Here is a 25656-nt window from a genome sequence, read left to right as displayed (position 1 = left end):
AATTGACTATAAACCGAATACCACTTTTTCACTTTTCAGCATGCGGCTACTTAGGTAACTAAATACACCGAATAGTCCTAAAGTAACCAATGTTGATAATGCCAGCTGTGCGACAGGAATATCATTACCTTTGATAAATTCAATCATAGCGTATTGCTGTGCCGCGATTGGTAGCCACTGTACAAAGTCTATGGCGACATCATAGGTAGTTATCATGCTTAGACCCATAGGTACGAATAAAACCATGGTTACATAGGTTTGCGCTTCTTTGAACGACTTAGCCATAAAAGACACAAATACTTGTAAGCTTGCTGACATCAACGCAATTGGTAAACCAATCACAAAGCAGAACAACATAAATTCAATGCTTAAGTTAACACTGAAACCAAGCTGTTCCCAAGGCACCATGCCATAGGCAAACTTTGAAACCACTAAGATAAGTGCAAGACCTAGCATCGAGAATGTTGCAATCGCGCCAGACTTAGCCATTACAATTTGTAATGTACTAATTGGGTGACTTAAAAGAAGCGCGATTGAATTACGCTCACGTTCACCGGCACTGGTATCAATAGCTAGGTTCATTGCCGCATAAAACAGCGTCAATACAATCGATAGCGTCGCAACACCTAAGAAGATACCGCCTTTAGAATCAGGTGTTGCTTGATCATGCACTTGTACATCAACGGCTCTCATAAGCGTTGGGTCAACACCTCTTGCCAATAGACGTAAACCTGCCACTTCAGAGTTATAACGTGCGAGTGAGCGCTCTAATCGTGAAATTGACTTACGTAACTTATCATTAGACTTATCTGCAATAACAGTAACCGTTGCAGGGCGGCCTTCAGACATCTTTACAGCAAAATCATCGCTAATCTCTAACACGATATCTTTAACGTCGTCGCCTGTACCATGCACAATTTCTTTACTTTCAAGATATTGAACTAGGTTAGGAGCCTGCTCTGCGTTTTTAATAGTAATTTTTAAATCTTCTGGTGAGGCAATTTGCTTTAACATCACTGAAAATAGTAAACACATAAGGATGGGTGAACCAATAGCATAGTATAAACCTGCCATTACCGAACGCTTGTCACGGCTCGCATCCAATACTTCTTTTTTAAATAAAACTGACAGTAACTTCATCATGCTGCAATTCCTTCATCACTACCTATTAATTCAATAAACGCTTCTTCTAGGCTTTCTTTGCCGGTTCGCTCGCATAATTCAGCTGGCGAGCCTTCTGCCACAACTTGCCCTTTCGCCATTACCACAACATGATCACACAGTGCTGCCACTTCTTGCATTACATGGCTTGAAAACAGCACGCAGTGCCCCTGCTCTTTCAGCATTAGTAATAACTCACGAAGAATACGCGTGCTCATTACGTCAAGACCTCGAGTTGGCTCATCAAGAATAATATTGGTTGGTTTATGTACGATTGCTTGTGCCAGCGCCGTTTTCATATGCTGACCTTGTGAAAAGCCTTGGCAACGTCTGTCAGCAATGTCGTCCATTTTTAATTTACTTAAAACATCTTGGGTTGCAGCTTTTGCAACACCCGTTTCCATGCCACTTAGTTCAGCATAGAATTGAATGTACTCGCGCGGTGTTAAACGCTCGTATAAACCACATGGATCTGGAAACAAGCCCAATTTTTGTTTTGCAGCCATCGGCTCTTTTGCGACATCAATGCCGTCAATCTCCGCATTGCCACTGTCAGCTTTTAATAAACCAAATACGGTACGTAAACAGGTGGTTTTGCCTGCACCATTTGGTCCCAGCAAACCTGTAATTTTGCCATTTTGTGCAGTAAAGCTCAGGTTATTCATGGCTTTTACTGAACCGATTTTCTTTTCTAGGTTATTTACAGAAATCATCTCTTACTCCTTTGTACCCGATTCAGAACCACTGTCTGCATGAAATGCAACACCATTTAAGTTCATAAAAAACTGTTTGCGATTGTCTTTTTCTAAACAAGTCGCGTCTAATTCTTCAGTCCCATTCGAGCCAATGAATTTACCGACGATACTCGCAGCACAGGTTTGTGATACCACACCGTGAGTTGCGCTCTCAGCAATCAGGTGTTTAGCATTACTCATTTCAACCATTGCCATTTCAGCCCAACTTACCGGTGTAGCCGGATCTAAACCACCTGATAATAAGAGCGTAGGAATATCTGTTTTAACTGGTTCATAGAAAGATTTATCTACCGGTTTGGCATCCCAAATAGGACAAGCTAAATCAAACCCTTCAATCATCATTCGTCCCGTATAGGCTTGACCGTGTTCTGCGCGAGATGCATCGGTTAAGCTTGGCCAATCTTCAGAGCAAACTATTGCACTGTGCATGCCCATCGCCATACTATCCATCATATCTGTCGAAGAAAGTAGACCTACAATCGGTGAATAATCACCATTCAAGGCTTCACTAATTGCTAAAGGTACTAATGCACGCGTGGTGTGACTGTATAAGGCCATACGTACAGTGCTAAATACCTTCATTTTGGTCAGTACTAAGTTTATCTTCTTATGTGTTCTTGGATGACGAACGGTTGTTTCAATGGCTTGTTCATCTAATTTATCAAGTAACTTGTAGAAGTTCGCTTTAAGATTCGGGTAACTTTTTGAGCAATTTGCATCTGCTTCACATCTATCAAGTAAAGCATTCATCGAATCATCAATCGCCTTACCTATTGCCGCTAGGCTTTGCTGCATAGGCACAACACCATCTAGCGTACTGGTAAGCACTGAACCCGGGAATTGACGAGTGTATTCTTGCGCTATACGTGTACCATACGACACGCCGTATAGATGAAGGCCTTTATAACCTAACGCTTCTTTAACTGCTTCGAAGTCTTTTGCCGCCGCAACAGTTGAATAATGAGATAAATCAGTATTCAGTTTGTCTTTACACTTTTGTGTGTCTTCTTTGCCAAAAGCAACCATATCTTCGGTTAAATCATTGAACTCAAATTGAGATATTAAGTCTGCTCCATCGCATTGCAGTTTATTAGATTTACCTGTGCCACGTTGATCAACTAATAATATATCTCTAGATTCACGTGCAAAACGCAAGTTTCTATCAAAAATAGCCGCTAACTCTGTGGCTGATTGGCCTGGACCACCAGCAAAACCAAGTACGGCTTCATCAGGTTTACTCGGCTTGATTGCAGGAATGATTGCAAAATGAATGTCTATTTCACCGTCCGCAGGGTTGTCTGAAACTGGCTGCTTAATACTCCCGCATAATAATCTGTCATCTAAACCCTTTGCATAACATGGAGTAAGTTCTGGTTTTACTTTGTTATCTTGCTCTGCATTAGCTGAAGATGAAAGCCCCATCATTAACGGCAAAGCCGCTAACTTAAAAAGACCTATTTTTGTCATGTTACTTCTGCTCATCATTGAGTTCCTTGTTGCTTTTTACACACACTATGATACTTTTAACTTAGTGTATTGGTGTATTATTGTATTAATACAGTGAGTTTAGATTAATGCTAGAATTTATTAATGTCAACCCCAGTAGTGGCGATCCAATTTATAAGCAGTTACACGAACAAGTCGTGCGTTTAATTGTTGGTGGCCAAATACAAGCTGGAGAAGAGTTGCCATCCGTTAGAAAAATTGCAGAATATTTCACCGTGAACCCGATGACAGTGTCACGGGCTATTGGCATGCTTGTAGATCAAGGTTGGTTAGAAAGGCGAAGGGGCCAACCTACACGAGTTGCAGAGCAGCAACCTCAATCAACAGAACAAGGTCAAACACTTCTTTATGAAGGGGTAGATCAACTAATACAGCAGGCAAAACAGCTTGGTGTAACCGTGAACGAACTAAATGACATAATCTCACAAAGATGGGAGCAATAATAATGACAACCGCCCTTTTAGAATATAAAAACGTTCATAAGATATTTAATCAAAAAATGGTGTTAAAAAATATCGATCTAATCATAGAGCCTGGCATGGTTGTGGGTTTACTTGGTAAAAATGGCGCTGGTAAAACCACCCTTTTGCGCAGTGCCCTTGGACTTATTGAGGTAGATACGGGCGAAGTATTTACCCTCGGGGAAGACCCAACTCAATTAAATGCAGAATTAAAATCACAAGTAGGCTATGTACCACAACAAGCATTTGGATATGAAGGTTTTTCGATTAGAGAAGCGTTAGATTTACACTCAAGTTTTTATAGCAAGTGGGATAATACACTCGAGCTAGATTGGCTAAAACGTTTTGAATTAAATCCTGATGATATGGTTGAAAACCAATCAATTGGCCAACGGCAAGCACTTGCTTTAATCATGGCTATGGCATATCGGCCTAAACTACTTATTTTAGATGAACCTGTGGCCAGCTTAGACCCTATCGCACGTCGAGAGTTTATGCTTGATCTTTTTGACCTATCGCTCGAATCAGGCTCTGGAGTTATCTTCTCAACACATATCACTTCAGATATTGAACGAGTCGCGACCCATGTTGCACTTGTTAAAGACGGCGAAATCAAACTCTTTAACGAATTAGATGAACTCAAGACATCAGTACGGAAAATAAGTTTCTCCAACGAATCGTCGGTCAATTTAAGTGACTTTGATATTCTTAACAAACAGAATAACGCAGCAATCATCTCGGGATACCAAGACCAAAATATTGCTGGTGTAAATCATGTTTCGACATTATCTCTTGAGCAGTTATTTGTGGAGTTGCACGCATGAGTAATACGCTAAACCGCACTTGGCATAAAGGATTTTATGCCTATTGGTTCAAAGAGTGCGGCAGCTTAAACTACCTGCTACCCATGTTTATTTTTGTCATTATCAGTGTTCTTGTTATGGCGAAAGGGGTAAGCGAGGCGCTGCCATTTACAATCTGTTTTACCAGTATTTGTGCTTTCGCTTCAGTCTCTTGGCAAAGCATTCGCCTGCAAGCCACAGAGTGGCATAGTTTAGTACCTGGTTATACTGACCACATAGTTAAACAAGGCAATATCATTATTTTTGCGCCACATGTAGTCTTGCTTGCAAGTGCAATTATTTTTGAACAATATGACGTACTTAAATTGCTAAGTGTCTCGGTTTTAATAGGCACTTTGTTTTATTTAAAGTGCCGAGTTACGAGCAAAATGTTTAACTCGAGTGCCTATTTTTTCTTTGCAATAATTGGTTTTACAGTTGCTTTTAAAGAAGTACCTACTTGGTTAGCCGTTTTAGCTGTGATCTTAAACATTAATTTAGTGCTGTTTAGAAAACACTTTGGTACAGCGTTCAAATGGCAAGCTCAAGCGCTCGTTGACTATAAGCATGCACTTCAATCAGGTTGGTCTCCTATTCCTAAAGGTTTTTTAAAGGGATATGGACAAGGATTAAATAAACTCTTTTTCCCATTGAGCTATTTTATGGGCCGCTCGCTCATACAATACACTGTACTCTTGCTAATAATATTTGTTGCCTTACTTACCTTAAATTACTTTTATGTAGCGGGCAGACCTAGCTTGTTTATATTTTCTAATCTTGTGTGCATTCTTGCTTTTATGATCTTATGGACAAGAATACAGAGGCAACAAGCATGGGGAACATTGATCACTTTACCCATTTACAGCAGTGTCAATGAAGCGAAAACAGCCTATGCAAAAGCATGTGAAAAGTATGCGCTTTGTATACTGGTTTGCTCTTTGTCACTGGCTGGAACCATAGAGTTTCTCAGATTCGATGAGCCGAATTTCAGATTAACTGCTGCTTATGCATTGGTAAATACCGCAGGCGTACTCTTATGTTTTTCAGTGGGTAACTATTGTAAAAAGACAGCTTTCTTTAGTATTGCTCTGGTCTTTACATTGGGCTTTGTACTGGCAATTACTGGTGTTGTTGTTGAGACAGAAGAGGTCTCAACAGGGAGTCTTGCTTTAGCTTGCTGCTATTTTATCGTTGCCTGTTTTGCCAATCGTAATTCGTCTAAACACTTATATACCAACCTTTAGCCAATATTTTTCTCAATTTAAGCGGTCTATATGGCCGCTAACTTAACGATTTAAACAAAGGTTCATATCTACACAAACTTTTAAACTACCCCAACGTCAGCGAAATAATGTTGTTGAAAAGTATACGCTGTTACGCGAATGTTCCACTCCAACACTACATATAAATTTTTCTTACCTTTATGAAAGTAGTTGCCCCATGGATAGCTGGAGTAGTGCTCGGGGTTATCGGCATCTTTTCCTTACCTCAAAATAGCTCAATTGATCAAATGGATTAGTATGCGATGACGTAACAACACATATAAAAAACCCGAGCTGAGCTCGGGTTTTAACAATTAAAAGCTAAAGAGTATTACTTAGCAGCCTTTTTCTTTTTTGGCTTATCTTCTTCAACCCATTTACCGTTTTCATACGTTGCTTTCCAGCCAGTCGCTTTACCTTCAACTTCAGTCATTACATACTGTGTCTTAGTTTTACGCGAGTAGCGAACAACGGCTAAATTACCATCTGAATCTTTTTCAGGTGCATCCGCAAGGTAATAGAACTTAGGTGAAATTCTATCTCTAAACTGTTTTAGCTCTGCGACTTTAGGCGCACGTGTCTCCCTAGATTTAGGGAATGTGTGTGCCGCTAAGAAGATACCCGAGGCACCATCACGTAATACAAAATACGCTTCAGACTTTTCACAAGGTAGTTCTGGTAAATGAACGGGATCTTCTTTCGGTGGCGCTGGCTCACCGCTTTTAAGAAGTTTACGCGTGTTTTTACAGTCTTCGTTAGTACAACCGAAATACTTACCAAATCGACCTGATTTAAGCTGCATCTCTGAACCACACTTATCACAGTCAATAACTGGACCGTCATAGCCTTTGATCTTAAACGTGCCTTGTTCAACGATATAACCGCTACAACCTGGGTTGTTACCACAAACATGAAGCTTACGGGTTTCATCAATTAGATAAGAATCCATCGCTGTTTCACAAATTGGGCAACGTTTCATCTGCATCAGGGTTTCAGTTTCAACGTCTTCTACATCTGCCGCAACCGCTTCATCACCAGAAACTAAGTTCATAGTTGTCGTACAGCGCTCTTTCGGCGGTAAATTATAACCTGTACAGCCTAAGAAAACTCCTGTAGAAGCCGTGCGAATACCCATCTTGCGATTACAGGTCGGACAATCAATATCCGTCTCAACCATGACGTTCTGACGCATACCGCCATTTTCTTCATCACCACCAGCAACTTCTAACTGCTCTTTGAAATCAGCGTAAAATTTATCAAGTACCTGAGTCCAAATACGCTCGCCTTCAGCGATGTCATCTAAGCGCCCTTCCATCTTCGCGGTGAAGTCGAAGTTCATTAGATCGTTGAAGTTCTCTACTAATCGGTCAGTAACGATCTCACCCATTTTTTCAGCAAAGAAGCGACGGTTTTCAACCCGTACATAACCACGGTCTTGAATGGTTGAAATAATTGCTGCGTATGTTGAAGGACGACCGATACCACGTTTTTCAAGCTCTTTTACTAAACTTGCTTCAGAGTAACGTGCAGGTGGCTTAGTAAAGTGCTGCTTAGGGTCTAAAGCAATTAGGTCAACATTATCACCCACCTCTACCGCTGGTAGCGATTGATCTTCTTCATTTTTCTTACGCACTGACGGCTGTACTTTAGTCCAACCATCAAAACGTAGTACTCGACCACGGGCTTTTAGCGTGTAATCACCCGCACCAACCGTAATGGTTGTTAAGTCGTATTCTGCTGGCGTCATTTGACACGCTACGAATTGACGCCAAATAAGCTCATATAGCTTTTTAGCATCAGCATCAACGCCTTCTACATGGCCTGACAATACATTTACATCAGATGGGCGAATTGCTTCGTGCGCTTCCTGCGCATTGCCTTTTGCACTGTATTTTATCGGATTCTCTGGTAAGTACTTATTACCAAAGTTGTCAGTAATATAGTTACGACACATTGCAACCGCGTCATTCGAAAGGTTGGTTGAATCAGTACGCATATACGTAATGTAACCAGCTTCATAAAGACGCTGAGCCAACATCATGGTCTTCTTAACACCATAACCTAAGCGCGTACTTGCAGCCTGCTGCATCGTCGATGTGATGAATGGCGCGCTTGGCTTACTCTTGCTTGGCTTTTCTTCTACTTTAACAACACTTAATGAAGAAGACTCGATAGTATTAACCGCCGCCATAGCTTGAGCTTCGTTTACTGGCTTAAACGCTTGGCCTTGGAACTTAGTCACAGCAAAGCGAACATCTTCAGCTTTGGTTTTTGTATCAGCGTGAATATCCCAATACTCTTCTGGAATAAACGCTTTGATTTCACGTTCACGTTCTACCAATAGTCTTACTGCAACTGACTGTACTCGGCCCGCAGACAAACCACGAGCGACTTTCTGCCATAATAAAGGTGAAACCATGAAACCAACAACACGGTCCAAGAAACGGCGTGCTTGTTGCGCATAGACCATGTCTGTATTGAGTTGCCCAGGTGCTTCGAAAGCTTGCTGAATCGCGTTTTTGGTAATTTCGTTGAAAACAACCCGCTTATACTTTTCTGGCTCACCACCAATGATTTCTTCAAGGTGCCAAGCAATTGCCTCTCCCTCTCTATCCAAATCGGTTGCGAGATAGATGTGGTCAGCATTTTCTGCGAGTTTTTTAAGTTCTTGTACGACTTTTTCTTTGCCTGGAAGTACTTCGTAATGTGGCTCCCACCCTTGTTCAGGGTCGATACCCATACGAGCGACTAGATTTGCGTAATCTTTGTTCTTCTTATATGTGGCTTTTTCTTCCGGCGACATTTTTCTTACTTCTGCCGGAGATTTGGTCGCAACCCCTTTTGTTTTACCTGCACCTGAGGTCGGAAGGTCGCGCACATGACCTACACTTGATTTAACAATGTAGTCTTTGCCTAAGTATTTATTAATTGTTTTCGCCTTTGCAGGTGACTCTACAATTACTAACGATTTGCCCATAGCTGCCTATTCTGACTCATCTTGGTGTATGCCCATCGGGCGTGAATATTTATAGGTATATCTACAAACACCTATTGTTACAAGCTTTTAATACAAAGTTTTAGCTGATTAATGATTAATTACACAATTTTTGTTGCAATTTTAAGCAAAAATGTATCAAGCAATAACTAAGCTGCGCAATATAATAGAAACAATACAAAAATGCCAACCGTTAGGTTGGCATTTTTTCAAGTAGGGTTATGGGTTGGCGTCATTCACGCCTAGTGAGTAGGATATTACCTCATTAGTGCCATCAGGTTTAGTGAAGGTAAACTGAACAGACAGAAGACCTACTTCTTGACCGTTTGACTCTACTTCACGGCTCAAGTTTGCAATTGAAAAGCTTGTTTGGTTGCTAAATTCATTAGGTACAACTGCATCACCACCTGCTAAATCTAATTTACCATTGGTGGTTGATATCTCTATTTCAGTACCGGCTGGCAATGGATTTCCGTTTATATCCGAATAAAAGATATAAACAGGCACACTTTCAACACCAGCATCGCCTAATGTTACAGACGAGATGTCACAGTAAGTTGAGTTGTCTGATGCCTCAAGGGTAAGTCCGTTTTGAGAAGCACAATCCGCACCACCATAAGAAGCCGGAACTGCAAAACGCACATAAGGCGTATCACCTGACATTACAATGCTGAATTGTTTGCGAACCTCAATTAGCTCTTTTGAACAAGCCCCCGCTTCTTGAGCACCCTCGCTACACAATAGACCATTGTAAATACCGTCAGCACTATCATAAGTACCATTGTTATTGATGTCTCTGAAAATCTCATTATGCCCACCGTCACTGTTTGCTGGCGCACAAGGGTCATTATCAGGATCAGATTCTATACAGCTTTGTGCATCAAAAGTGCCGTTATCATTTATGTCTAAAAATGCTTCAGGCAGATCAAATGCAGAGTGGTATTCACCTTCATCAAATCGACCATTACGGTTATTTGTGCCCGGCTTATCAACAAACGTTTCTTGCCCTTTTGCTGTCACTAAGAAGCTTACTCGGCCACCGCGGATGATGTTTCTGCCATCTTTTGTGGTTGGATAAGTGCCAATACATGGGGCAGACACGCCAAAGTAGGTATCGCAAACATCTGCGATGGTATTTTGCCATTCACTTCCAGAGAATGGGGCATCGCCTTGATTTCGCCACGTTAAAGTACACGTTGCATCTGTACTTTGGCAATTATAAAGCTCATTAAATTGCTCACCATCGAACGTACCCACCACTCCTGTTTCAGACTGAACGGTCGCAGTAACCCCATCACCACTTAGTTGGTTAAATTGATCACCAAAGAAGATGTTAATGTCTACTGTAGCACCAACATGTGATAAAGAGTTTAGGTTGAGTGTCACTGGTGCTGCGTCAAAGCTATCTTGGTCTGTAACACCAGAACTTAAAAGAATTCTTGAAGACACGCCTGTAATTTGCTCAGAAACTGGCACAAGTACATAACCCCCCTCAGGGCAATCATCAGGGCGAGGATCAGCATCACAGCGATCAAACTCATCTGGCCAACAAGTTACTTGTTGATTTGTGCCCTCAACTTGCTCAATTAAGTTGTCAGGAATATAACAAGCTTGGACCACTAATGGTCCAGGTACTAGACCTGACGTCACTGTCGTTTGCGCTTTACCTTCATTATCAGTACTGCTAGACGATTGTGTTAAGCCTGCAGCACCAATACTGTCAGTAAGCCTGAAGTCGATACGCTTTTGTTTAATCGGATTTGTGTCTTCATCTAAAAGTTGAAATTCTACGACTGATAATGTTGGCGCGCCACCTTCACCTGGCGGTAGTGCAATAAACTGCTCAAAGTTTTCATTGGTGGTTAAAAACTTGAGGGCTTGCGCTGGCGACTCGCTGACTGTCAATTCGATTGAATTAACAAAGTTATTTCCACCCGCTTCGACAGTTGCAGTAATCGTATCTGTAATGCTACAACCATTCGCTCGGTAGGTTGCTGTAGCCTCACCATTTGATGATTTAACTTGCGCATCAAGTTGTGCTTCTTCATTCGCAGCACAGACAGAAGAGAAGTTTACGTCGGCTGGAGTTAGATATAAATTACCTTCTTCATCACGAAGCGTTGCTGTAATAACTGTACTTCCACCAGATTTAAGTTCGGTAACGCCCTCATCTAGTCCGTTATCTAGACTGATTTCTAAATCGACCACCCCTACAGAGAAGTTACTGGTGTTTGTCTCACCATCATAAGTTGCAGATACAGTACCTGCACCACCGCTATCACCTGGCTGAAGCTTTAATAAAGCTACACCAAATTCATCGGTCAAGGCTGTGCCACTACTTGGTAAGATCTGACCAATGGTTGTTGATACATTTACAATTTCACGAGTTAAAGCTGTACCGCTTTGTTTAGATGAAAGCTTAACAAATACCTCAGCAAGTTCATTGGAACTAATTCGGCTAGAGTCAGTGCAGCCAGTATTTACGTCATTAGGGTCTAGCTCTGCTGTTTCACGATTTGCATCCCAATCGTCATTACAACCAGTCAATATTCTAATGTCTATGTCGTAAGTACTTGTTTCTTCTCTTGGGTTACCAGAAGAATGAAAAAACGCACCTTCAGTAAAACTAAGATTTTCGGTTTGTTGATAGGTTACAGTAAATTCACCTAAACCAGCTTCAGTTGTTGGTATAAGCTCAAAAGTCGCTTCACCATTTGAGTCAGTCGCAATTTTACCGTTGCTAGGGCGAGTAGTTGCAATAGCATCTCCTTGAACTAGGATTAAGGCATTGTCTATGGGTTGGTTGTTTTCAGTCAGAGTGACTGTAACATAGCCATTAGTTCTTGCTGAAACTGGGTTTTCAGAAGTAATCGGCTGACCGTCCTCGTCTAATACTAGGCCGACAGTTAACTTAATACCACCAGTGCCAGCACTGTTGAAATCAAGCGTTGCTTCTAAGTCACCATCTTCTTTTTCAAAGGTCACTGTTGCCCGACCAGCACCTTCGAGGTCGTTATCAAGCAAACGAACTGATGCGACACCTTGGCTATCAGTCAAAATTGAACCTGATTTGTGATCCAACGTTGCAAACTCATCAACCGTAAACCTAACTCGGCTGTTTGCTACTGGTGAGTTATTGAAAAGTAGTTGAGCTTCTAAAATGAGCGGATTAGTTCCTGATAACTGATTAGAAACATTCGAGTCACTTTCGTTTTTTGCTACGAATACAAATTTGTAAGGGTCAATATCAAACTTTGGATTACCATCAGTATAATACGGTTCAACACCCACAACGTCTGAATCATCATTATGCGTATATGTAGCGGTTAGTGCTTCAGCACCAGTTTGGGTGTTAGCTTGTAGTACTAGTCTGGCCTGTCCATTCGTGTCGGTCACAACTAGGCCATCACTCGGGACGGTAACGCCTTTTTCACCCACATCAACAGTAATGAATTTGTTGGCAAGAGGGGTGTTACCTTCAGTGAGAGAAATAGTTACAAATGCATCTTTGTTTTCACCAATTCTATTCGTATCTGTTATTGCATTACCAGTTGAGTCAGTAATCATAATATCAATGGCAATACTATCTGTACTAAACCCCATAGAAAAGTACGTATTTTGTACATTAATACTGTCTGTAGAAGGTGATTGACTTGTACCTTTGTAAGTCGCAGTAATAATTCCAAGCCCTTTTTCTGTATTAGGCTTTAGAATAAACATAGCCTCGCCATTTGCTTGCGTTAATCGGCTTGAGAAGTCTAATGAAGCTTGAGTTCCTGAATCCACTTCTACAATAGCGCCAGGTTTTTCAACCTGATCTTCAACTACTTTAACAGTTACAATTGCAGGTTTTGACACACTGAGAGGATTAGTCTCATTTATCTCATTCCCTTCACTGTCAAGCACTGACAGGCTCATTTGAATGCCACCATCCCCTATGGATGTATAGTTAAAGCTTTCAGTAACTGGTGCGCCAGATTGAGGCGTAAAAGTAACATTAACAATACCAAAGCCTTTAACCGTATTTGCCTTTAAAACCGTTGATGTTTTTCCATCAGCATCTGTTAACCCAGATGTTCTTTGTAGCTCAGAAGTGTTATCCCCTGAAAATTCAACTGTTTGATTACTTAAAGCTTGACCGTTTAATAGAAGCGTAGCCTCTAAAGTGATGGGGGTTGCAACACTTAAATTAGAAAGAGATTCACCAGTTGCAGCGTTGGTACCACTTAAGTTAATAGCATAAATTTCTTCACCATAAAAAGGGTTACCTGAAGTTGTAAAGTTGGCCACTGATTGCGCTTCTTGGTAGCTGGCGATAACCTCACCGACACCGACTTCTTTCGTAGCATGAATTGCTAAAACAGCAATACCCTGAGAATTGGTCTCAACTTTAGCGTTACTATTTGTAGCTGCAAGTGAGTCTAATTGGAAATCTATCGTCTCGCCTACTCGAGGATTGCCGTCAAATAAGAGTGTAGTACGAACTAAAGCGCTTTTCGTTTGGCTTAGTGGATTTTCCGCGCTTATTAGGTTTCCTGAAAGATCAACAATATCTGTTGTTATCCGCAGCCCACCATCGCCCATGCCTGAATAATCAATGCTTTGTTCTACTGTAACTTCAGACACTGATGCAGAAGCCGTGATTTCACCAGCACCTTCCTGATTTGTTGGTAGTAGCTTGACCGTTGCTTTACCTTCACTGTTGGTCAACACAGATGCAGGACCATCAAAACGCGCATATTCGTCAGCCGCGAAGTTAATTCGAGTATTGGCTACAGCCGTTCCGTCATTCCTCAGCGTTGCTTCAATTGTTAGGGGTGTCTCTAGAGAAAGCTGTGTCGTTTGCTCTAAAATCGATAACGTAAGTTGATAATCGCTTGAAGAACTACCATCTCCAGTATTATTGTTCGTTTTATCTATTGTTCCACCGCCGCCACAAGCTGTGGCTAATAAGGAAAACAACAAAATGCTAAACCAGCGCATCAAAGGCATTACCCCCTCTCCCTAGCTGAATTAAAATTATTATCTCCTCATATTACCTTATAAAGTGATTAAAAATCACAACTTTTTCTTAACTATTTAACGTTTTTTTTTGGCCTAAGAGCACCATGCTGGTAGGCTATTATGAATTTAAAAAAATCTAACAATCGATATGACACAAAATAACAAGATGAGTTTAACCACTCGCATCATGCTCGGCATGGTCGCAGGTGTTTTTCTAGGCCTGCTTTTCCAATTTATTATTGGTGATAAAGAAGACGTTTTAATCCCTCTTGGGGTATTTGATCTAGCCGTTAAAGGTTTCTTCGTAGACGGCTTATTTCACATCGGCGGTCAAATTTTCATTGCCAGCTTAAAAATGCTGGTTGTGCCTTTGGTTTTCATTTCTTTGGTGTGTGGTACATGTAGCTTAAGTGACCCAAAGAAGTTAGGTCGTTTAGGTGGTAAATCAATCGCACTTTACTTAACCACTACAGCTGTAGCGATTACCGTCGCAATATCACTTGCATTATTAGTTAGCCCAGGTGTGGGGTATGACGTACCGACAGAAGCAGCATTTGACGCTAAACAAGCACCAACGCTGACTCAAGTTATCATTAATATGTTCCCTACTAACCCTATCAATGCGATGGCTGAAGGTAACATGTTACAAGTTATCGTATTTGCCCTTCTATTTGGTATTGCAATGGCACTAAGTGGTGAGCCGGGTAAACGAATTGCTAAAGTGTTTGATGATTTAAACACGGTTGTGCTTAAACTTGTGACTATTTTAATGAACCTAGCGCCAATTGGTGTTTTCTGTTTAATGGCTAAGTTATTTACAACCATTGAGATGGGTTTAATCCTTGGTCTAGCAAAATATTTCTTTACTGTTTTAGCGGCTTTATTTATTCACGCACTCATCAACTACTCTGCACTTTTAAAAGTTCTAACGGGTCTAAGCCCAGTTACCTTCCTAACTAAGATGAAAGACGCATGTATGTTTGCATTCAGTACATCAAGCTCGAGTGCGACTATGCCAGTAACCCTCGAAACAGCCACTAAAAAGCTTGGTGCGCATAACTCTGTTGCGTCTTTCACCGTGCCTCTTGGGGCGACAATTAACATGGATGGTACTGCCATCATGCAAGGTGTTGCGACTGTATTTATCGCGCAAGTTTTCGCTGTTGATTTAACAATTAGTGATTACCTAATGGTTATCCTAACCGCTACACTTGCTTCTGTAGGTACTGCAGGTGTGCCTGGTGTGGGTCTTATCATGCTTGCAATGGTACTTAACCAAGTAGGTCTGCCAGTTGAAGGTATTGCTATCATCATGGGTGTTGACCGACTGCTTGATATGACGCGCACAGCAGTAAATGTAACGGGCGACTGTATGGTAACGTGTGTTGTTGCTAAGTCTGAAAACGAATTTGATACACATGTTTTCAATGACCCGAACGCTGCTAAGAATTTAGAAAAGCTAGATTAAGACTCTCAAGCCCCAGTATTTTAATTGCTGGGGTTTTTAGCTCCCTTGGGCAAGCATCTACCTTTTAATTTATTAACCCCTCCAAAAACCTGTTCAATTCATAACCAGTTCAGATTCAAGGCGTATCATACTCAACTAAGATTTATACGTTGTTACATATTAAGTCTTGTTTTTTATTTGGGTCGCCCATAAATTGAAGTTATGGGTTTATTAGAGTGTTAGATACGGTGAAGTATGAACATAATTAAGATATTTACGCTTCTTTGCGTTTTCAGCTTAGTTAATGTCTCGACCGCGCAAGCTGCCGAGCACGACACTCTTTTGTCTGTAAATTCTGTGGCGATAGATCAAGATAATGTTAATGTCATCGACGATCTAGACGACACAATCATTTCTTCAGCAGATATAATCAAAGGCCCGATAAACTATTCTGAGTTTGTTCTTTCAATTTCTGCTACTACAGTACAAATTGAGTTTTCACCAATAAGAGCACCACCTATCAAAAATTAATATAGAACTTTCGTGCTTATTAATTTTTTAAAGAGGTGACTCATGAACGCATTTACACCATTAGAAACACAAACTGCATCTAACATAACTTTTGCTCCTATTAAATTTGCTAACACATATAATCAATTAATTGATGAAAATGAACCAGCTTTGCAGCTAATGCATAACCTTGTGCTTAACCCAATTCAGCATATTGAAATAGATACGCGTCTTGATGAGGTAGAGCTAATACTTAACAAAACACATCATAAAATGAGTTTTGTTATTGATGCCAAAGATAAAATAGTTGGCCTAATTTCAAATGCCAGACTAGGTAGCCGTCATATATTAGCGACCGCAGACAGATTAAATTGCCATCGTAAAGAGCTTACAATTGGCGATGTTATGCTACCAATCAATACGCTACAACAAACTAATCTGAAGCAAGTTGAGCAGTCAACCGTTGGCAGTATAACCAAAACCATGGAACAAACTGGCTCAGAGTTCTTGCTTGTGACTGATGACACACAAACAAATTTTATCGGCTATTTTGGGTTGATTGATTTAGCAAAAGTGGTTGGCTTAAATTTGTACACAGTGAAGCGCGCAAATAAATTCAGTGACATTGTAGATACCCTACTTCATCACACAGAGATTTGATTTACCCATTATCCCAAAGTAATGTAAGTTAAAGTACAAAGCGCCGAATGGCGCTTTTTTTGTGTCTAAATGCTAGTTGCTAATTTTACGTAAAAATTAAATTTGACACCTAATGATGTATTTACACGAACACTTTATTAGTTTGAAAATAAACTAGCTTGAAATTTAGAATTCAAGCTCTAAACTTATTTTTGTAAGGCAATGTAAATAAAGGATTTATAATGAACAAGCTAACTCTAATTTGCATATCTTTGCTTTCTTTTTCTGCATTCTCATCTCCTGATAAAATTGCTTCTCACGAAGGTTACAATCATCTAAATTCACTTGTCACTGTATGTGGACAATTAAGTGATGTCAGAAAATTAAGAGAAAATATCAAACTCGATGTAGATGGAAAATACCCAAACTCTAATATTAGCTTTTCCGTTAATTCACATATCGCTAAAAAGCTTCAAAAAAAGTGGGGAGGCTTTAAAAACACACAAGGGCAAACTATCTGTGCTTCAGGTGTTGTAGAAGAAGTCAGAGGTGAACTTCAAATCACACTACATCATCAAAGAGATATCGAGATAATCAAATAACAATTCTCTGCTAAATGTTTGGATGCAAAACATAGCAACTTATTTTTTGCATTCAATTATAAAAACCTCAATTCTCGGTTCGGCTGCCTACCTAAAAAAATTATAAAATCGAAATTATTAGTTAGGTTTGATATTTTTTAGTGTATGACGCAGTAGAAAGATAAAAATTAATCAGCTAAAAATAATCAGTTACGTATAAAATGTCGTTAAGAGCATCCCTGCTATTTTTACAAAACTATTTGATAAAACCAATAACACATTGTTTTATATAACTTTGTAACTTTATAGAGCAAAAGTCCCTTTCAATATATAAATTAGATTTCATGTATAAAAACACCTAAAAAAATGTACTTTTACCTCTCAAATTTGGAAGCTAGGTTAAAACGCTGTAATAGAAAGAAGATCAAGACAGCTTTGATTCAGAACACTTACTTGGTCTGAACAAGTAAATTGAAGCTGTAAGCAGCCATTTTTATAAAAAGATTTGATTCAGTATTGACTTAAAACCAACTCTTAAATAGTCTTGATATGTTATATCAACACACAGTGTATTTTTGTGAAATCAAGCTTTTCAATTTTTAAAAACACAACCACCACGACAACCACCTAATTGTCGTGTTAGCACTTGTTTGATTAAAAAAGGCTGACATGAATTGTCAGCCTTTTTAGTATGTTCAGTTCATGTCACACATTAACGAAACTTAAAGTGAGACAACAATGATTAATGAGCACCGCAAACTTGGTAAACAGCTCCAGCTTTTCAATATTTCAGAAAACTCCGCAGGTATGGTTGACTGGTATCCTAAAGGACATGAATTGTATAGGCGTATTGAGGGCTATATACGCTCAATGTTAGATAGATATGACTACAAAGAAGTAAAAAGTCCTGTTATTGCAAACGATTCTCTTTGGCAAAACTCGGGACATAGTGAGAAGTATAGCGACAACATGTTCCATCTCTCGCAAAATAACCTTTCTGTTAAACCGATGAGTTGCCCCTTTCACATTAATATATTCAACGACATGGTTCACTCCTACAAAGAGCTACCTTTTCGTGTTGCTGAGTTTGGTCTTTGCCACAGAAATGAACCTTCAGGTGCATTAAACGGTCTTTTTAGGCTCAGAGCATTTAACCAAGATGATGGGCATATATTTTGTCGTGAAGCACAGATTAAGAATGAATTAAAACTCTACTGTCAGTTACTTTTCGAGATGTACCAATTCTTCGGATTTAGCAGAGAGTTGATTAAAGTTAAAGTTTCATTACGGCCCGATAATAAGCTAGGGTCTGATAAATTATGGGATCGTTCTGAAATGCTCTTACAAGAAGGGTTGGCTGAACAAGATATTGTTTTTGAACTTGTAGAAGGCGAAGGTGCTTTTTACGGTGCAAAAATAGAATTTATTCTTAAAGACTCACTGGGTAGAGACTGGCAATGTGGAACATTTCAACTGGACTACTTTCTCGCAGAAAAATTCGACTGTGCATTTATTAACGAAGCAGGTGAAAAGGAGCACCCTGTTATTTTACATAGAGCAGTGCTGGGATCACTTGAGCGTTTTATCGCAGTCTTGCTTGAACACTACCATGGTCGTCTGCCTGTCGCTTTAAACCCTTATTCAATTGTACTGTTACCTGTTTCGAAAGAACATATTGATTATTGTCAGGAACTTAAATCTCAATTGAAGTGTGCCAATATTTCTTGCTTTATCGATGACTCAAATAATAGCGTTGGCTATCGAGTTAGAGATGCATTCAAGAAAAAATGTAATTTCAGTATTGTGATCGGAGACGAGGAAATTGCATCTAATCAACTTAACCTTAGATATAAAAAGACTAGTTCTAGTGTTCATTCTTCTAACTTAAATCGTTTTTTACTGAGTCATTAATCTAATTATTTACATAAGACTCCCCTAAATAGCCCATCAGAAAACATGATGGGCGTCGATATTTACTTCACGATAAGATTGGTTTGAAAAAATTGGCAAAAATATTTAGCAAAGAGCCAGTGTATTTTTGGGCGAGCGAATATGCCAGATGCTCGGTATATTCTTTTTTCAATGTTTAATTTTGGTTTGGTGGCCTAAAACGATAAACTGGCCCGAGCGTGTCTGGTTAAAAGTTTAATTCTTTCCGCCTAGTAACTTTTATACTCTATTTGCTTTAATACAAGCTGTGTTCAATGCAAGAAGGCAGGCTCATTTAGAATCGAAGCTATTTTTCATATGTGTTACTGTGCTTTTGTTAAAATCCAACAATTAAGCACAATAGATAGCTAAAGATTTCTGCAAGAGAACAATCAATTACACACACAAGAAAACGTTGAAGATATCCCTACTATCTATTGGCATGACTATTAGAAAGAGCTTGCAAGCGACTATTTTAATTGAAATTTTTTAAGCAAGAAAAAACTGATACACACATCAATACACACACTCGATATATTAAGCAAAGGACATGATTGAAATATATACATTAATAACAGCTGTTGCTTCTTGCATTGCTGCAATTATCAGTGCTGCTATAGCTATTTATCAAAGTTATTCAAATAAGTTACATCAAGAAGCATCTGTCGTTCCATACATAGCAGATAAACTCAACCTTTTAGAGTTGGATTTTGGAACAGCTACTTTTTCTATATGCAATAAAGGTTTGGGTCCTGCAATAGTTAAAGCATATGACTATTATTGGGATGGAAAGCAAATCGAGTACAAGGCATTAGAAAATTTAATTCTTGAAAACATAGGTTCTCGTTACATCCTAAGCCTTACTCAATTAGGTGAAGGCCAAGAAGCTTTAAAGATTCAGCACAATGGCAACAAAGGTAAATTTAATGAAGATGATAGTTTGGTTATAAGAAGCTTTTTAGATGAGTCTAAATCAAAATTTGTAATAAAAATCAATTACAAGTCTGTTTAAAGTGAGAATAACCATCAATATAAAACAATTCCACTAAAAAGCTTAATTGATCATGATATCTAGAAACTATGTCTAAATAGCTCAACACTAAAACAATTTCGACTTAAAACATTCTCGTTGTCTGAACAAACGAATTGAAGAAGTCACCACCCCTTCACAACTAAATACATCACAGTCTTTGATTACTAATGGTTTGTATTGGTCTGATGCTGATATTAAGCGCCCGTTTATATAATCAAGGATTTTACAGACAAACTCCCCGTTAAGATTGGCAACGATCACATCACCGTCTTTAATGTCTACAGCTCTATCTACAATGATTAAATCACCATCGAATAGGCCTATGTCTTTCATTGAATCGCCAGAAGCTAGACCTATAAAGGTAGCAACTCTATTTGGCATAATGAGTTGGTCTAATGTTTTGCCTAGCTCGGGGTATGTTGACGCAAGGGTTTCAACACCATTATTGAAACCACAACTTGCTTTGATTGGGATGACCTTCATAATATACACGACGATCACTGTATATATAATCAGTATATTTGATTTTAGTATTTGATCAACTACGCACAACTTTCAAAAAAAATCTGTGCATTAGTCATTCAACCACTAGCTCTAGGGTACTTTTTGAATCGTTTGCGGAGTTTTTATGATTGGTAAAGTCAACTTCAGTAAATCTCATTCCTGCCTCATAATTATTAATTTACAATTTTATTAATAGATAATTTCAATTTTCAAAAAATTTTGAAAAGGTAAAGCCTCAAAAGAAAACGATAAAACTAATTCCCCGGCTCAAATATCTTCACATCGTTTTAAACAGACTAAGACACAATAAAAAGTAAGTCATTGACTTAATTGATTTAATTTTTTACGATAATTTCGCACTTAAAGGTATGTGTGAAATTTTAACAAAGGAATATAAATGAAAATAAAAAATCTTACTGCGATCGCATTACTCTTCTCATCTATAAATGTGCTCTCTAATGAGCTGCCTTATGATTGCAAATATTCAAATCATGAATCCAATACTCTAAATCTTCATAAATTACCCGATGCTATTTCTGCTGGTTGGGGATATTATGGATCTCAATCTTGGACAAGCTTGGGAACTTTTTTAATGTCTCTTCAAGGTTTAAGTACTGGTGATAGCTTTAAAGTATCAGGCCCGTCTTATGTTTTAAGGGGTGTAAATTACCGTTACAAGGCCGACTTAGACTTTTTAGATTTTAATGACAAGTTAAGAGATGTTAATTTTTACAACTCAGAAAGAGGCTTTTTAGGACAAGATCGTTCGGATTGGGATTCTAACGCATATTTTCGCATGAAATTCTCTTCTACTTATGGTAGTGGGTTAATGTGGGCAAGATCTTCAGGAAGGTGCCAAGCTATTCCTGTAATCGTGCAAGAAAAACCAGAAGTAACATCTAATACTACTCCTTCATACTCTCGTGGGAAGATTAGTACAAATGTCAGGTTCAAACTAGATACACACTCAAAAGCCATAACAGAAAACTCACCTGTTAGAGTATCTATCACCTTGTTAGATGAGCTTTATTTAACAACGAGTAGTGCATCAGTTTCATTTTCAAACCGCGGAATGCTAAGAGGTAATAAAACAGTATCTGTAACACCTCATTTAGGTGGAGGTCTTTATAAGGTAAGTGTTCGTATTTTTGATGGCACTTACTCTCATACCAAAGATGCTGGTTGGGTTAGAGTTCCTGGAACTACGAAACCACCTTGTAGTAACTGTCAACCAAAATAATTCAACCTTCTTCAGTATTTAGAGTAGCTAAATTAATTAGCTACTCTATTTTCAGCCTTATTTTAACCCACTATTTCTGAGTAAAAGAAATATAAACCTTATTGCAAATCAATATATTTGTTCCCCCTCATTTAAACTAGTATTAATTATTCATTCTTTTAACTATGAACAGCTTTCAAACAAAATCTGTGCATAAGTCATTCAACCACTGGCTCAAGGGTACTTTTTAAATCATCAGCTGTGTTTTTGTGGTTGGTAAACTCGGGTTTAGTAATGGGTGGTCCTGCCCCTTGGTCTTTATGATCGTGGTTCTCTAGGCTGGCGCTTAAGTCTTTAACCAGGTTAATGAGGTCGAGAAGTATTTGCATGGCATTGACTGAGTTATTACCTAGCCAAACCGTTGCACCTTCTACTTTTGCCAGCGCTGTGGCTTTGGCGTGAAGGGTTCGAAGTGACTCTAAATTCATATTCTCATGGGCTTTGATATCTAGCTGTTTTTGAGTGCCTAGCATGAGTCCTTCAAGTGCAACGAATAGTGCCTTTTCACCTACGATGGTTTTAAGCGCGCCCATGATTTCATTGATTTGGTTGCCGTCTATTTGGGTTGTATCGTGGCTGGCAATTTCGGTTTTTCGAGTATGGTATTGCTCGTTTCGCTCTCTTGTTTTTACTGTGCTTTTGTCACTGCTTTGGGTGATATCGCCATCAGTTTCAATGTGCCAATTGCCGTTGCTGCCTTTTATCTGAGAGCGGCTATTTTGCTTTAGGCTGACATCGGTGTGTTTATGCTCTGGTAGCAGGCTTTGCCATGGCAAAATGCTGATAAATAAACTCAGGCATTTACTTGTACTGCCCTATTTGTTTTAGCGCTTAAATGGCCGTGCCAGCATGACAAAACATGGTTACATGGTTTGCATATAATCAGCATCAGACGTAATAAACTTTATTCGATTATCTAGCTCGTTTAATACCTGGCTTATAGTGTCATGGCGAATTAATAAAGCTGATTGAAATGCGAGTGCGCCTAGTAGCTATCGGCAAGTTAGGTACCAACGGCCATTGGCTTGGTGTTTTGATTCAATCACGCCTAAAAAGTACGGGGTCATGTTCGTGAGTTCATAGCCTAAATGCAATTCGACTACGTCACTAGGTTCTTGAACTTACGCTTGCAATGCTTGGACTTACTTGGTTGCGTAAACTAAAGAAACGAAGGGAGTAAGTAAGGTTCTATCGTCTAAGTTAACAGCAATTAAAATCAGTAATACTGATAATAATTAGCCTGACTTCAAAGTTTACACTTAACACCCAAGAAACCCAAAATACAACCTGATAACAAAAAAACAAAGCTTTATTAGCATTGACTGTGTAGTTAAAGTATTGATAGTTTGTTTAAAGTGTCACTCAGATACTACTCAACTATATTTAACAAAAGGAAATGATTTATGAAATTAAAATTAAATAAAAAGAAAATTAAGTCCTTAAGTCGTGATTCTCATGCTTTACCAGCGGAGCTAACTAAGGAAGTAGGAGGTGGTGCTCGAGATGCCAAAGTGCTTACTTATGGTGATCATTTGCTATGTGATCCTGGTACCCGAGGATGTGCTTTCTCAGTACCAGAATATCGATGCATTTAACTTAAAGAGCTAAATGATTAAACATACCCAGATTAGCTTTATATTTAATTTGGGTATTAAAACCAGCGTATAACTTTTATTTTATCATCAACATTAGCTTTTTTTTCAAGTTTATTATGCGCCGCAGAAAAATTTGTCATTTGAACACCATTTGCAAGTGTCGCCGCTTTCTTATGCATTTCTCAGTAAGTCATCACTCAGTGCATTGAACACACTCTCACTTTGAATTCGAGTTAACCTAAAAGAAGTTCAAAGCGATCTTGAGTTTATATAGCTTTAAACAAGTATTTCATAAAATAGTTATGACTAAAGTCATAATTATTTTAGTTTTTTTGATTTTCAGTTTTTACAATGATTTTTAAGTTTTTGTAGTCACGTTCATGTCACAACTTTGACATTCAGATCCTCTTCAACAATCTTCTAGAACCTTTATTAACTTGGCTTAGCTTTAATATAACTGTCACTAGGCTTGTCAATTTGACGCATTCTTTGTGCGAAAGCGGAAGGCGAGGAGGAGTGATTTTTTCGGCACGTTGGTTTCTGGCTAGATGCTCTAGCAGTTGTTTGCCAGCACATCAAACACTGTATAAAATTACAAGTTATTTTGTGGTATTTGGTGCAGAGTTATGAGATTGAATTGCCCTACTGTGAAAGCAAAGCAATCATTACATCGAGAGAGAATCAATCAGCTGACATTGCTGATTTATATTGTACATGTACAAATACTAAAGAATGCGGGGCAACATTTGTAACTACAATTGCTTTCAAACATTTCTTAAACCCACCAAGAAAAGATACTGCTCAAATGGCCGCTTCGTTAATTAAGAATTTAACAAAAACTGAGCAGCTAAAATCTTGTCATGTGGATTCAAGTATTTGATTTTAGCTAAAAGCGAGAGAATTTTTTGTTTTTTATTATGCGTAACTTTTTCTCTTAAGTAATCCAAATCCTCCTTTATATAAACAAACTCTTCCTTGTAAGAATTCAGTTTAGTTATTTTCTCTTCACAGGAAAGTACTTTATGAGTATTTCCAGGATCAAAAATACTTTTAGCTACCTTAGCTAATATAAACAACTCTCTTAACGATTTGAAAACATCTATGTTCCTATTTAAATCATCAATTAACTCTAGTATTTGATACTTTTCTTCTTCAGCTCTATTTTTTGTATATTTAAAGTACTCAAAAACAACAAAAAAGAATACAACTGTAGTAAAGTAGCCACCGAGCCACCCTCCTGTAGCAGACATTCTACTGGAAAAGTCATCTCCATTAATAAAGGTTTTAGCGCCGCCCCAAAACCCAAATGAAATGACTGAAAAAATAAAAAAATAAGATACTACCTTTGATAAATTTAAGCTGCTAATTTTATGTTTAAATTTTTATAGAAACTCAAGTTAACTTCCTTAAACTTTTTAGTATTTTTCTTAAAATTCAGTTTTGTTCCTAAACGAATAAAGAATTCAAAGACAATCTGAAGAAGCAAAATAACTAAAATGAAACTAAGCAACTTAATTAAAATTTCATCTATGCTCATTAATGTTCCTTTATTAAGCCATTAGCCCCACATCCCACCAGTCGTCTTGGCCTATTGCTGAAGCTCTACCTTGTAGAACCAACTCAGCCAACTCAAGTTCGGTAATTCCCTTTGTTCTTGTTCTACAGAGGAAAAAGCCAACTCTATCACTTCTCTTGCGTGTGACCAATGCTCTGTTGTTGGTTGAGCAGGAATAAATTGTTCTAGGTCATTAAACTCAACTTTTTTGAACGAAGTTAATTTACCGTCTTGCATGTGGTAAGCCTGCGGCCAACTAGCACATGGCCTTTATGCTGCAGTTCTGCTAATTGCTCGTCGTTGAGTACGTCCCAATTCGCTTTTGCTGTTTGTTGTACCTAGTACCGCTCGGCATCGGCTTGTTTTTGGGCGAGCGAATGCGCAAAATGCTCGGTGTATTCTTTTTTAGGCTCTATGATTTTGGCTTGGTGGCCAAAAAAATAAACTGGCCTAAGTGTATCTGGTAAAAAGTTTGGTATATACCGTCTAGTCGCTTTTTACTCTATTTGCTTAAAGCAAGCGTTGTTTAATGCAAGAAGGTTAGCTCATTTAGAATCGAAGCTATTTTTCATATGTGTTACTATGCTTTTGTTAAATA

Annotated in this window: 22 protein-coding genes; 12 read left to right on the top strand and 10 right to left on the bottom strand. The window is 38.8% G+C overall.

The features are described from left to right. Window positions 1–6: 6 nt before the first annotated feature. Genes ACGHEH_RS12725 through ACGHEH_RS12715 form a run of 3 tightly spaced genes read right to left on the bottom strand, consistent with a single transcriptional unit; the run spans window position 7 to window position 3398 of the window. Entirely contained in the window at window positions 7–1143 is a 1137-nt protein-coding gene (locus ACGHEH_RS12725; protein WP_390445947.1) for an ABC transporter permease, read from the bottom strand. Further along, a complete protein-coding gene (locus ACGHEH_RS12720) occupies window positions 1140–1874 on the bottom strand; it encodes an ATP-binding cassette domain-containing protein (protein WP_349286042.1) in 735 nt (244 codons plus the stop codon). The genes ACGHEH_RS12725 and ACGHEH_RS12720 overlap by 4 nt, the downstream gene beginning before the upstream one ends. A gap of 3 nt (window positions 1875–1877) precedes the next feature. Then, complete coding sequence (locus ACGHEH_RS12715) at window positions 1878–3398, bottom strand: alpha/beta fold hydrolase (RefSeq protein WP_390446033.1); 1521 nt, start codon at window positions 3396–3398, stop codon at window positions 1878–1880. 92 nt (window positions 3399–3490) lie between these two features. Between ACGHEH_RS12715 and ACGHEH_RS12710 the strand changes: the two genes are divergently transcribed. Genes ACGHEH_RS12710 through ACGHEH_RS12700 form a run of 3 tightly spaced genes read left to right on the top strand, consistent with a single transcriptional unit; the run spans window position 3491 to window position 5969 of the window. Then, window positions 3491–3865, top strand: a complete 375-nt coding sequence (locus tag ACGHEH_RS12710; protein ID WP_390445944.1) for a GntR family transcriptional regulator — start codon at window positions 3491–3493, stop codon at window positions 3863–3865. Window positions 3866–3867: 2 nt separating this feature from the next. Beyond that, complete coding sequence (locus ACGHEH_RS12705) at window positions 3868–4707, top strand: ABC transporter ATP-binding protein (RefSeq protein WP_390445941.1); 840 nt, start codon at window positions 3868–3870, stop codon at window positions 4705–4707. Next, window positions 4704–5969: a hypothetical protein gene (locus ACGHEH_RS12700; protein WP_390445938.1), complete on the top strand. Its 1266-nt coding sequence runs from the start codon at window positions 4704–4706 to the stop codon at window positions 5967–5969. The genes ACGHEH_RS12705 and ACGHEH_RS12700 overlap by 4 nt, the downstream gene beginning before the upstream one ends. A 349-nt stretch (window positions 5970–6318) precedes the next feature. On the opposite strand, the gene topA is transcribed toward ACGHEH_RS12700, so the two are convergent. Both topA and ACGHEH_RS12690 read right to left on the bottom strand, forming a co-directional pair. Beyond that, the gene (topA, locus tag ACGHEH_RS12695) at window positions 6319–8964 is read right to left on the bottom strand and encodes a type I DNA topoisomerase (protein WP_390445935.1); all 2646 of its coding nucleotides are present in this window, start codon (window positions 8962–8964) and stop codon (window positions 6319–6321) included. A 237-nt stretch (window positions 8965–9201) separates the two neighbouring features. After that, entirely contained in the window at window positions 9202–13974 is a 4773-nt protein-coding gene (locus ACGHEH_RS12690; RefSeq protein ID WP_390445932.1) for a hypothetical protein, read from the bottom strand. A 160-nt stretch (window positions 13975–14134) separates the two neighbouring features. Between ACGHEH_RS12690 and ACGHEH_RS12685 the strand changes: the two genes are divergently transcribed. The 6 genes from ACGHEH_RS12685 to ACGHEH_RS12660 all read left to right on the top strand — a co-directional run bounded on the left by ACGHEH_RS12685 (window position 14135) and on the right by ACGHEH_RS12660 (window position 20104). Beyond that, window positions 14135–15454, top strand: coding sequence for a dicarboxylate/amino acid:cation symporter (locus tag ACGHEH_RS12685; protein ID WP_390445929.1), 1320 nt, complete (start codon window positions 14135–14137; stop codon window positions 15452–15454). A 234-nt stretch (window positions 15455–15688) separates the two neighbouring features. Continuing rightward, a complete protein-coding gene (locus tag ACGHEH_RS12680; protein WP_390445926.1) occupies window positions 15689–15964 on the top strand; it encodes a hypothetical protein in 276 nt (91 codons plus the stop codon). A gap of 42 nt (window positions 15965–16006) precedes the next feature. Next, window positions 16007–16603: a hypothetical protein gene (locus tag ACGHEH_RS12675; protein WP_390445923.1), complete on the top strand. Its 597-nt coding sequence runs from the start codon at window positions 16007–16009 to the stop codon at window positions 16601–16603. A gap of 221 nt (window positions 16604–16824) precedes the next feature. After that, window positions 16825–17184: a hypothetical protein gene (locus ACGHEH_RS12670; RefSeq protein ID WP_390445920.1), complete on the top strand. Its 360-nt coding sequence runs from the start codon at window positions 16825–16827 to the stop codon at window positions 17182–17184. Between the two features lie 717 nt (window positions 17185–17901). Continuing rightward, a complete protein-coding gene (gene thrS, locus ACGHEH_RS12665; RefSeq protein WP_390445918.1) occupies window positions 17902–19074 on the top strand; it encodes a threonine--tRNA ligase in 1173 nt (390 codons plus the stop codon). Window positions 19075–19642: 568 nt separating this feature from the next. Then, a complete protein-coding gene (locus ACGHEH_RS12660) occupies window positions 19643–20104 on the top strand; it encodes a hypothetical protein (protein ID WP_390445915.1) in 462 nt (153 codons plus the stop codon). Window positions 20105–20191: 87 nt separating this feature from the next. Here the strand turns inward: ACGHEH_RS12660 and ACGHEH_RS12655 are convergent, their stop codons facing one another. Beyond that, on the bottom strand, window positions 20192–20608 hold the full coding sequence (locus tag ACGHEH_RS12655; protein WP_390445912.1) for a LexA family protein: 417 nt from the start codon (window positions 20606–20608) through the stop codon (window positions 20192–20194). Window positions 20609–21026: 418 nt separating this feature from the next. On the opposite strand from ACGHEH_RS12655, the gene ACGHEH_RS12650 reads away from it, so the two are divergent. Then, window positions 21027–21869 carry a hypothetical protein gene (locus ACGHEH_RS12650; RefSeq protein ID WP_390445909.1) on the top strand — a complete coding sequence of 281 codons (843 nt, stop codon included), beginning with the start codon at window positions 21027–21029 and terminating at the stop codon, window positions 21867–21869. A gap of 197 nt (window positions 21870–22066) precedes the next feature. Here the strand turns inward: ACGHEH_RS12650 and ACGHEH_RS12645 are convergent, their stop codons facing one another. After that, entirely contained in the window at window positions 22067–22684 is a 618-nt protein-coding gene (locus ACGHEH_RS12645; protein WP_390445906.1) for a hypothetical protein, read from the bottom strand. Window positions 22685–23311: 627 nt separating this feature from the next. Here ACGHEH_RS12645 and ACGHEH_RS12640 point away from each other — a divergent pair. Further along, window positions 23312–23503 (top strand): hypothetical protein, encoded by a 192-nt coding sequence (locus tag ACGHEH_RS12640; protein ID WP_390445903.1) that lies wholly within the window; start codon window positions 23312–23314, stop codon window positions 23501–23503. Window positions 23504–24119: 616 nt separating this feature from the next. After that, on the top strand, window positions 24120–24383 hold the full coding sequence (locus ACGHEH_RS12635; protein ID WP_390445901.1) for an ogr/Delta-like zinc finger family protein: 264 nt from the start codon (window positions 24120–24122) through the stop codon (window positions 24381–24383). Here the strand turns inward: ACGHEH_RS12635 and ACGHEH_RS12630 are convergent. The 3 genes from ACGHEH_RS12630 to ACGHEH_RS12620 form a co-directional block, all read right to left on the bottom strand. Beyond that, window positions 24325–24753: a hypothetical protein gene (locus tag ACGHEH_RS12630; RefSeq protein WP_390445900.1), complete on the bottom strand. Its 429-nt coding sequence runs from the start codon at window positions 24751–24753 to the stop codon at window positions 24325–24327. The genes ACGHEH_RS12635 and ACGHEH_RS12630 overlap by 59 nt on opposite strands. Window positions 24754–24857: 104 nt before the next feature. Then, the gene (locus tag ACGHEH_RS12625; RefSeq protein WP_390445897.1) at window positions 24858–25040 is read right to left on the bottom strand and encodes a hypothetical protein; all 183 of its coding nucleotides are present in this window, start codon (window positions 25038–25040) and stop codon (window positions 24858–24860) included. 51 nt (window positions 25041–25091) lie between these two features. Then, a complete protein-coding gene (locus ACGHEH_RS12620; RefSeq protein WP_390445894.1) occupies window positions 25092–25295 on the bottom strand; it encodes a hypothetical protein in 204 nt (67 codons plus the stop codon). Window positions 25296–25656 lie beyond the last annotated feature (361 nt).

Source organism: Pseudoalteromonas sp. MTN2-4, assembly GCF_042848605.1.
In the GTDB taxonomy this organism is placed as follows: Bacteria; Pseudomonadota; Gammaproteobacteria; order Enterobacterales; family Alteromonadaceae; genus Pseudoalteromonas.
Note: the sequence above shows the minus strand (reverse complement) of the source record. Positions and strands in the feature narration are given on the sequence as shown.

What these genes read in the sequence shown, in the direction of transcription:
- ACGHEH_RS12725 (WP_390445947.1), bottom strand. Translation starts at nt 1,143, where the DNA reads ATGATGAAGTTACTGTCAGTTTTATTTAAAAAAGAAGTATTGGATGCG.
- ACGHEH_RS12720 (WP_349286042.1), bottom strand. Translation starts at nt 1,874, where the DNA reads ATGATTTCTGTAAATAACCTAGAAAAGAAAATCGGTTCAGTAAAAGCC.
- ACGHEH_RS12715 (WP_390446033.1), bottom strand. Translation starts at nt 3,398, where the DNA reads ATGAGCAGAAGTAACATGACAAAAATAGGTCTTTTTAAGTTAGCGGCT.
- ACGHEH_RS12710 (WP_390445944.1), top strand. Translation starts at nt 3,491, where the DNA reads ATGCTAGAATTTATTAATGTCAACCCCAGTAGTGGCGATCCAATTTAT.
- ACGHEH_RS12705 (WP_390445941.1), top strand. Translation starts at nt 3,868, where the DNA reads ATGACAACCGCCCTTTTAGAATATAAAAACGTTCATAAGATATTTAAT.
- ACGHEH_RS12700 (WP_390445938.1), top strand. Translation starts at nt 4,704, where the DNA reads ATGAGTAATACGCTAAACCGCACTTGGCATAAAGGATTTTATGCCTAT.
- topA (WP_390445935.1), bottom strand. Translation starts at nt 8,964, where the DNA reads ATGGGCAAATCGTTAGTAATTGTAGAGTCACCTGCAAAGGCGAAAACA.
- ACGHEH_RS12690 (WP_390445932.1), bottom strand. Translation starts at nt 13,974, where the DNA reads ATGCCTTTGATGCGCTGGTTTAGCATTTTGTTGTTTTCCTTATTAGCC.
- ACGHEH_RS12685 (WP_390445929.1), top strand. Translation starts at nt 14,135, where the DNA reads ATGACACAAAATAACAAGATGAGTTTAACCACTCGCATCATGCTCGGC.
- ACGHEH_RS12680 (WP_390445926.1), top strand. Translation starts at nt 15,689, where the DNA reads ATGAACATAATTAAGATATTTACGCTTCTTTGCGTTTTCAGCTTAGTT.
- ACGHEH_RS12675 (WP_390445923.1), top strand. Translation starts at nt 16,007, where the DNA reads ATGAACGCATTTACACCATTAGAAACACAAACTGCATCTAACATAACT.
- ACGHEH_RS12670 (WP_390445920.1), top strand. Translation starts at nt 16,825, where the DNA reads ATGAACAAGCTAACTCTAATTTGCATATCTTTGCTTTCTTTTTCTGCA.
- thrS (WP_390445918.1), top strand. Translation starts at nt 17,902, where the DNA reads ATGATTAATGAGCACCGCAAACTTGGTAAACAGCTCCAGCTTTTCAAT.
- ACGHEH_RS12660 (WP_390445915.1), top strand. Translation starts at nt 19,643, where the DNA reads ATGATTGAAATATATACATTAATAACAGCTGTTGCTTCTTGCATTGCT.
- ACGHEH_RS12655 (WP_390445912.1), bottom strand. Translation starts at nt 20,608, where the DNA reads ATGAAGGTCATCCCAATCAAAGCAAGTTGTGGTTTCAATAATGGTGTT.
- ACGHEH_RS12650 (WP_390445909.1), top strand. Translation starts at nt 21,027, where the DNA reads ATGAAAATAAAAAATCTTACTGCGATCGCATTACTCTTCTCATCTATA.
- ACGHEH_RS12640 (WP_390445903.1), top strand. Translation starts at nt 23,312, where the DNA reads ATGAAATTAAAATTAAATAAAAAGAAAATTAAGTCCTTAAGTCGTGAT.
- ACGHEH_RS12630 (WP_390445900.1), bottom strand. Translation starts at nt 24,753, where the DNA reads ATGTCTGCTACAGGAGGGTGGCTCGGTGGCTACTTTACTACAGTTGTA.
- ACGHEH_RS12625 (WP_390445897.1), bottom strand. Translation starts at nt 25,040, where the DNA reads ATGAGCATAGATGAAATTTTAATTAAGTTGCTTAGTTTCATTTTAGTT.
- ACGHEH_RS12620 (WP_390445894.1), bottom strand. Translation starts at nt 25,295, where the DNA reads ATGCAAGACGGTAAATTAACTTCGTTCAAAAAAGTTGAGTTTAATGAC.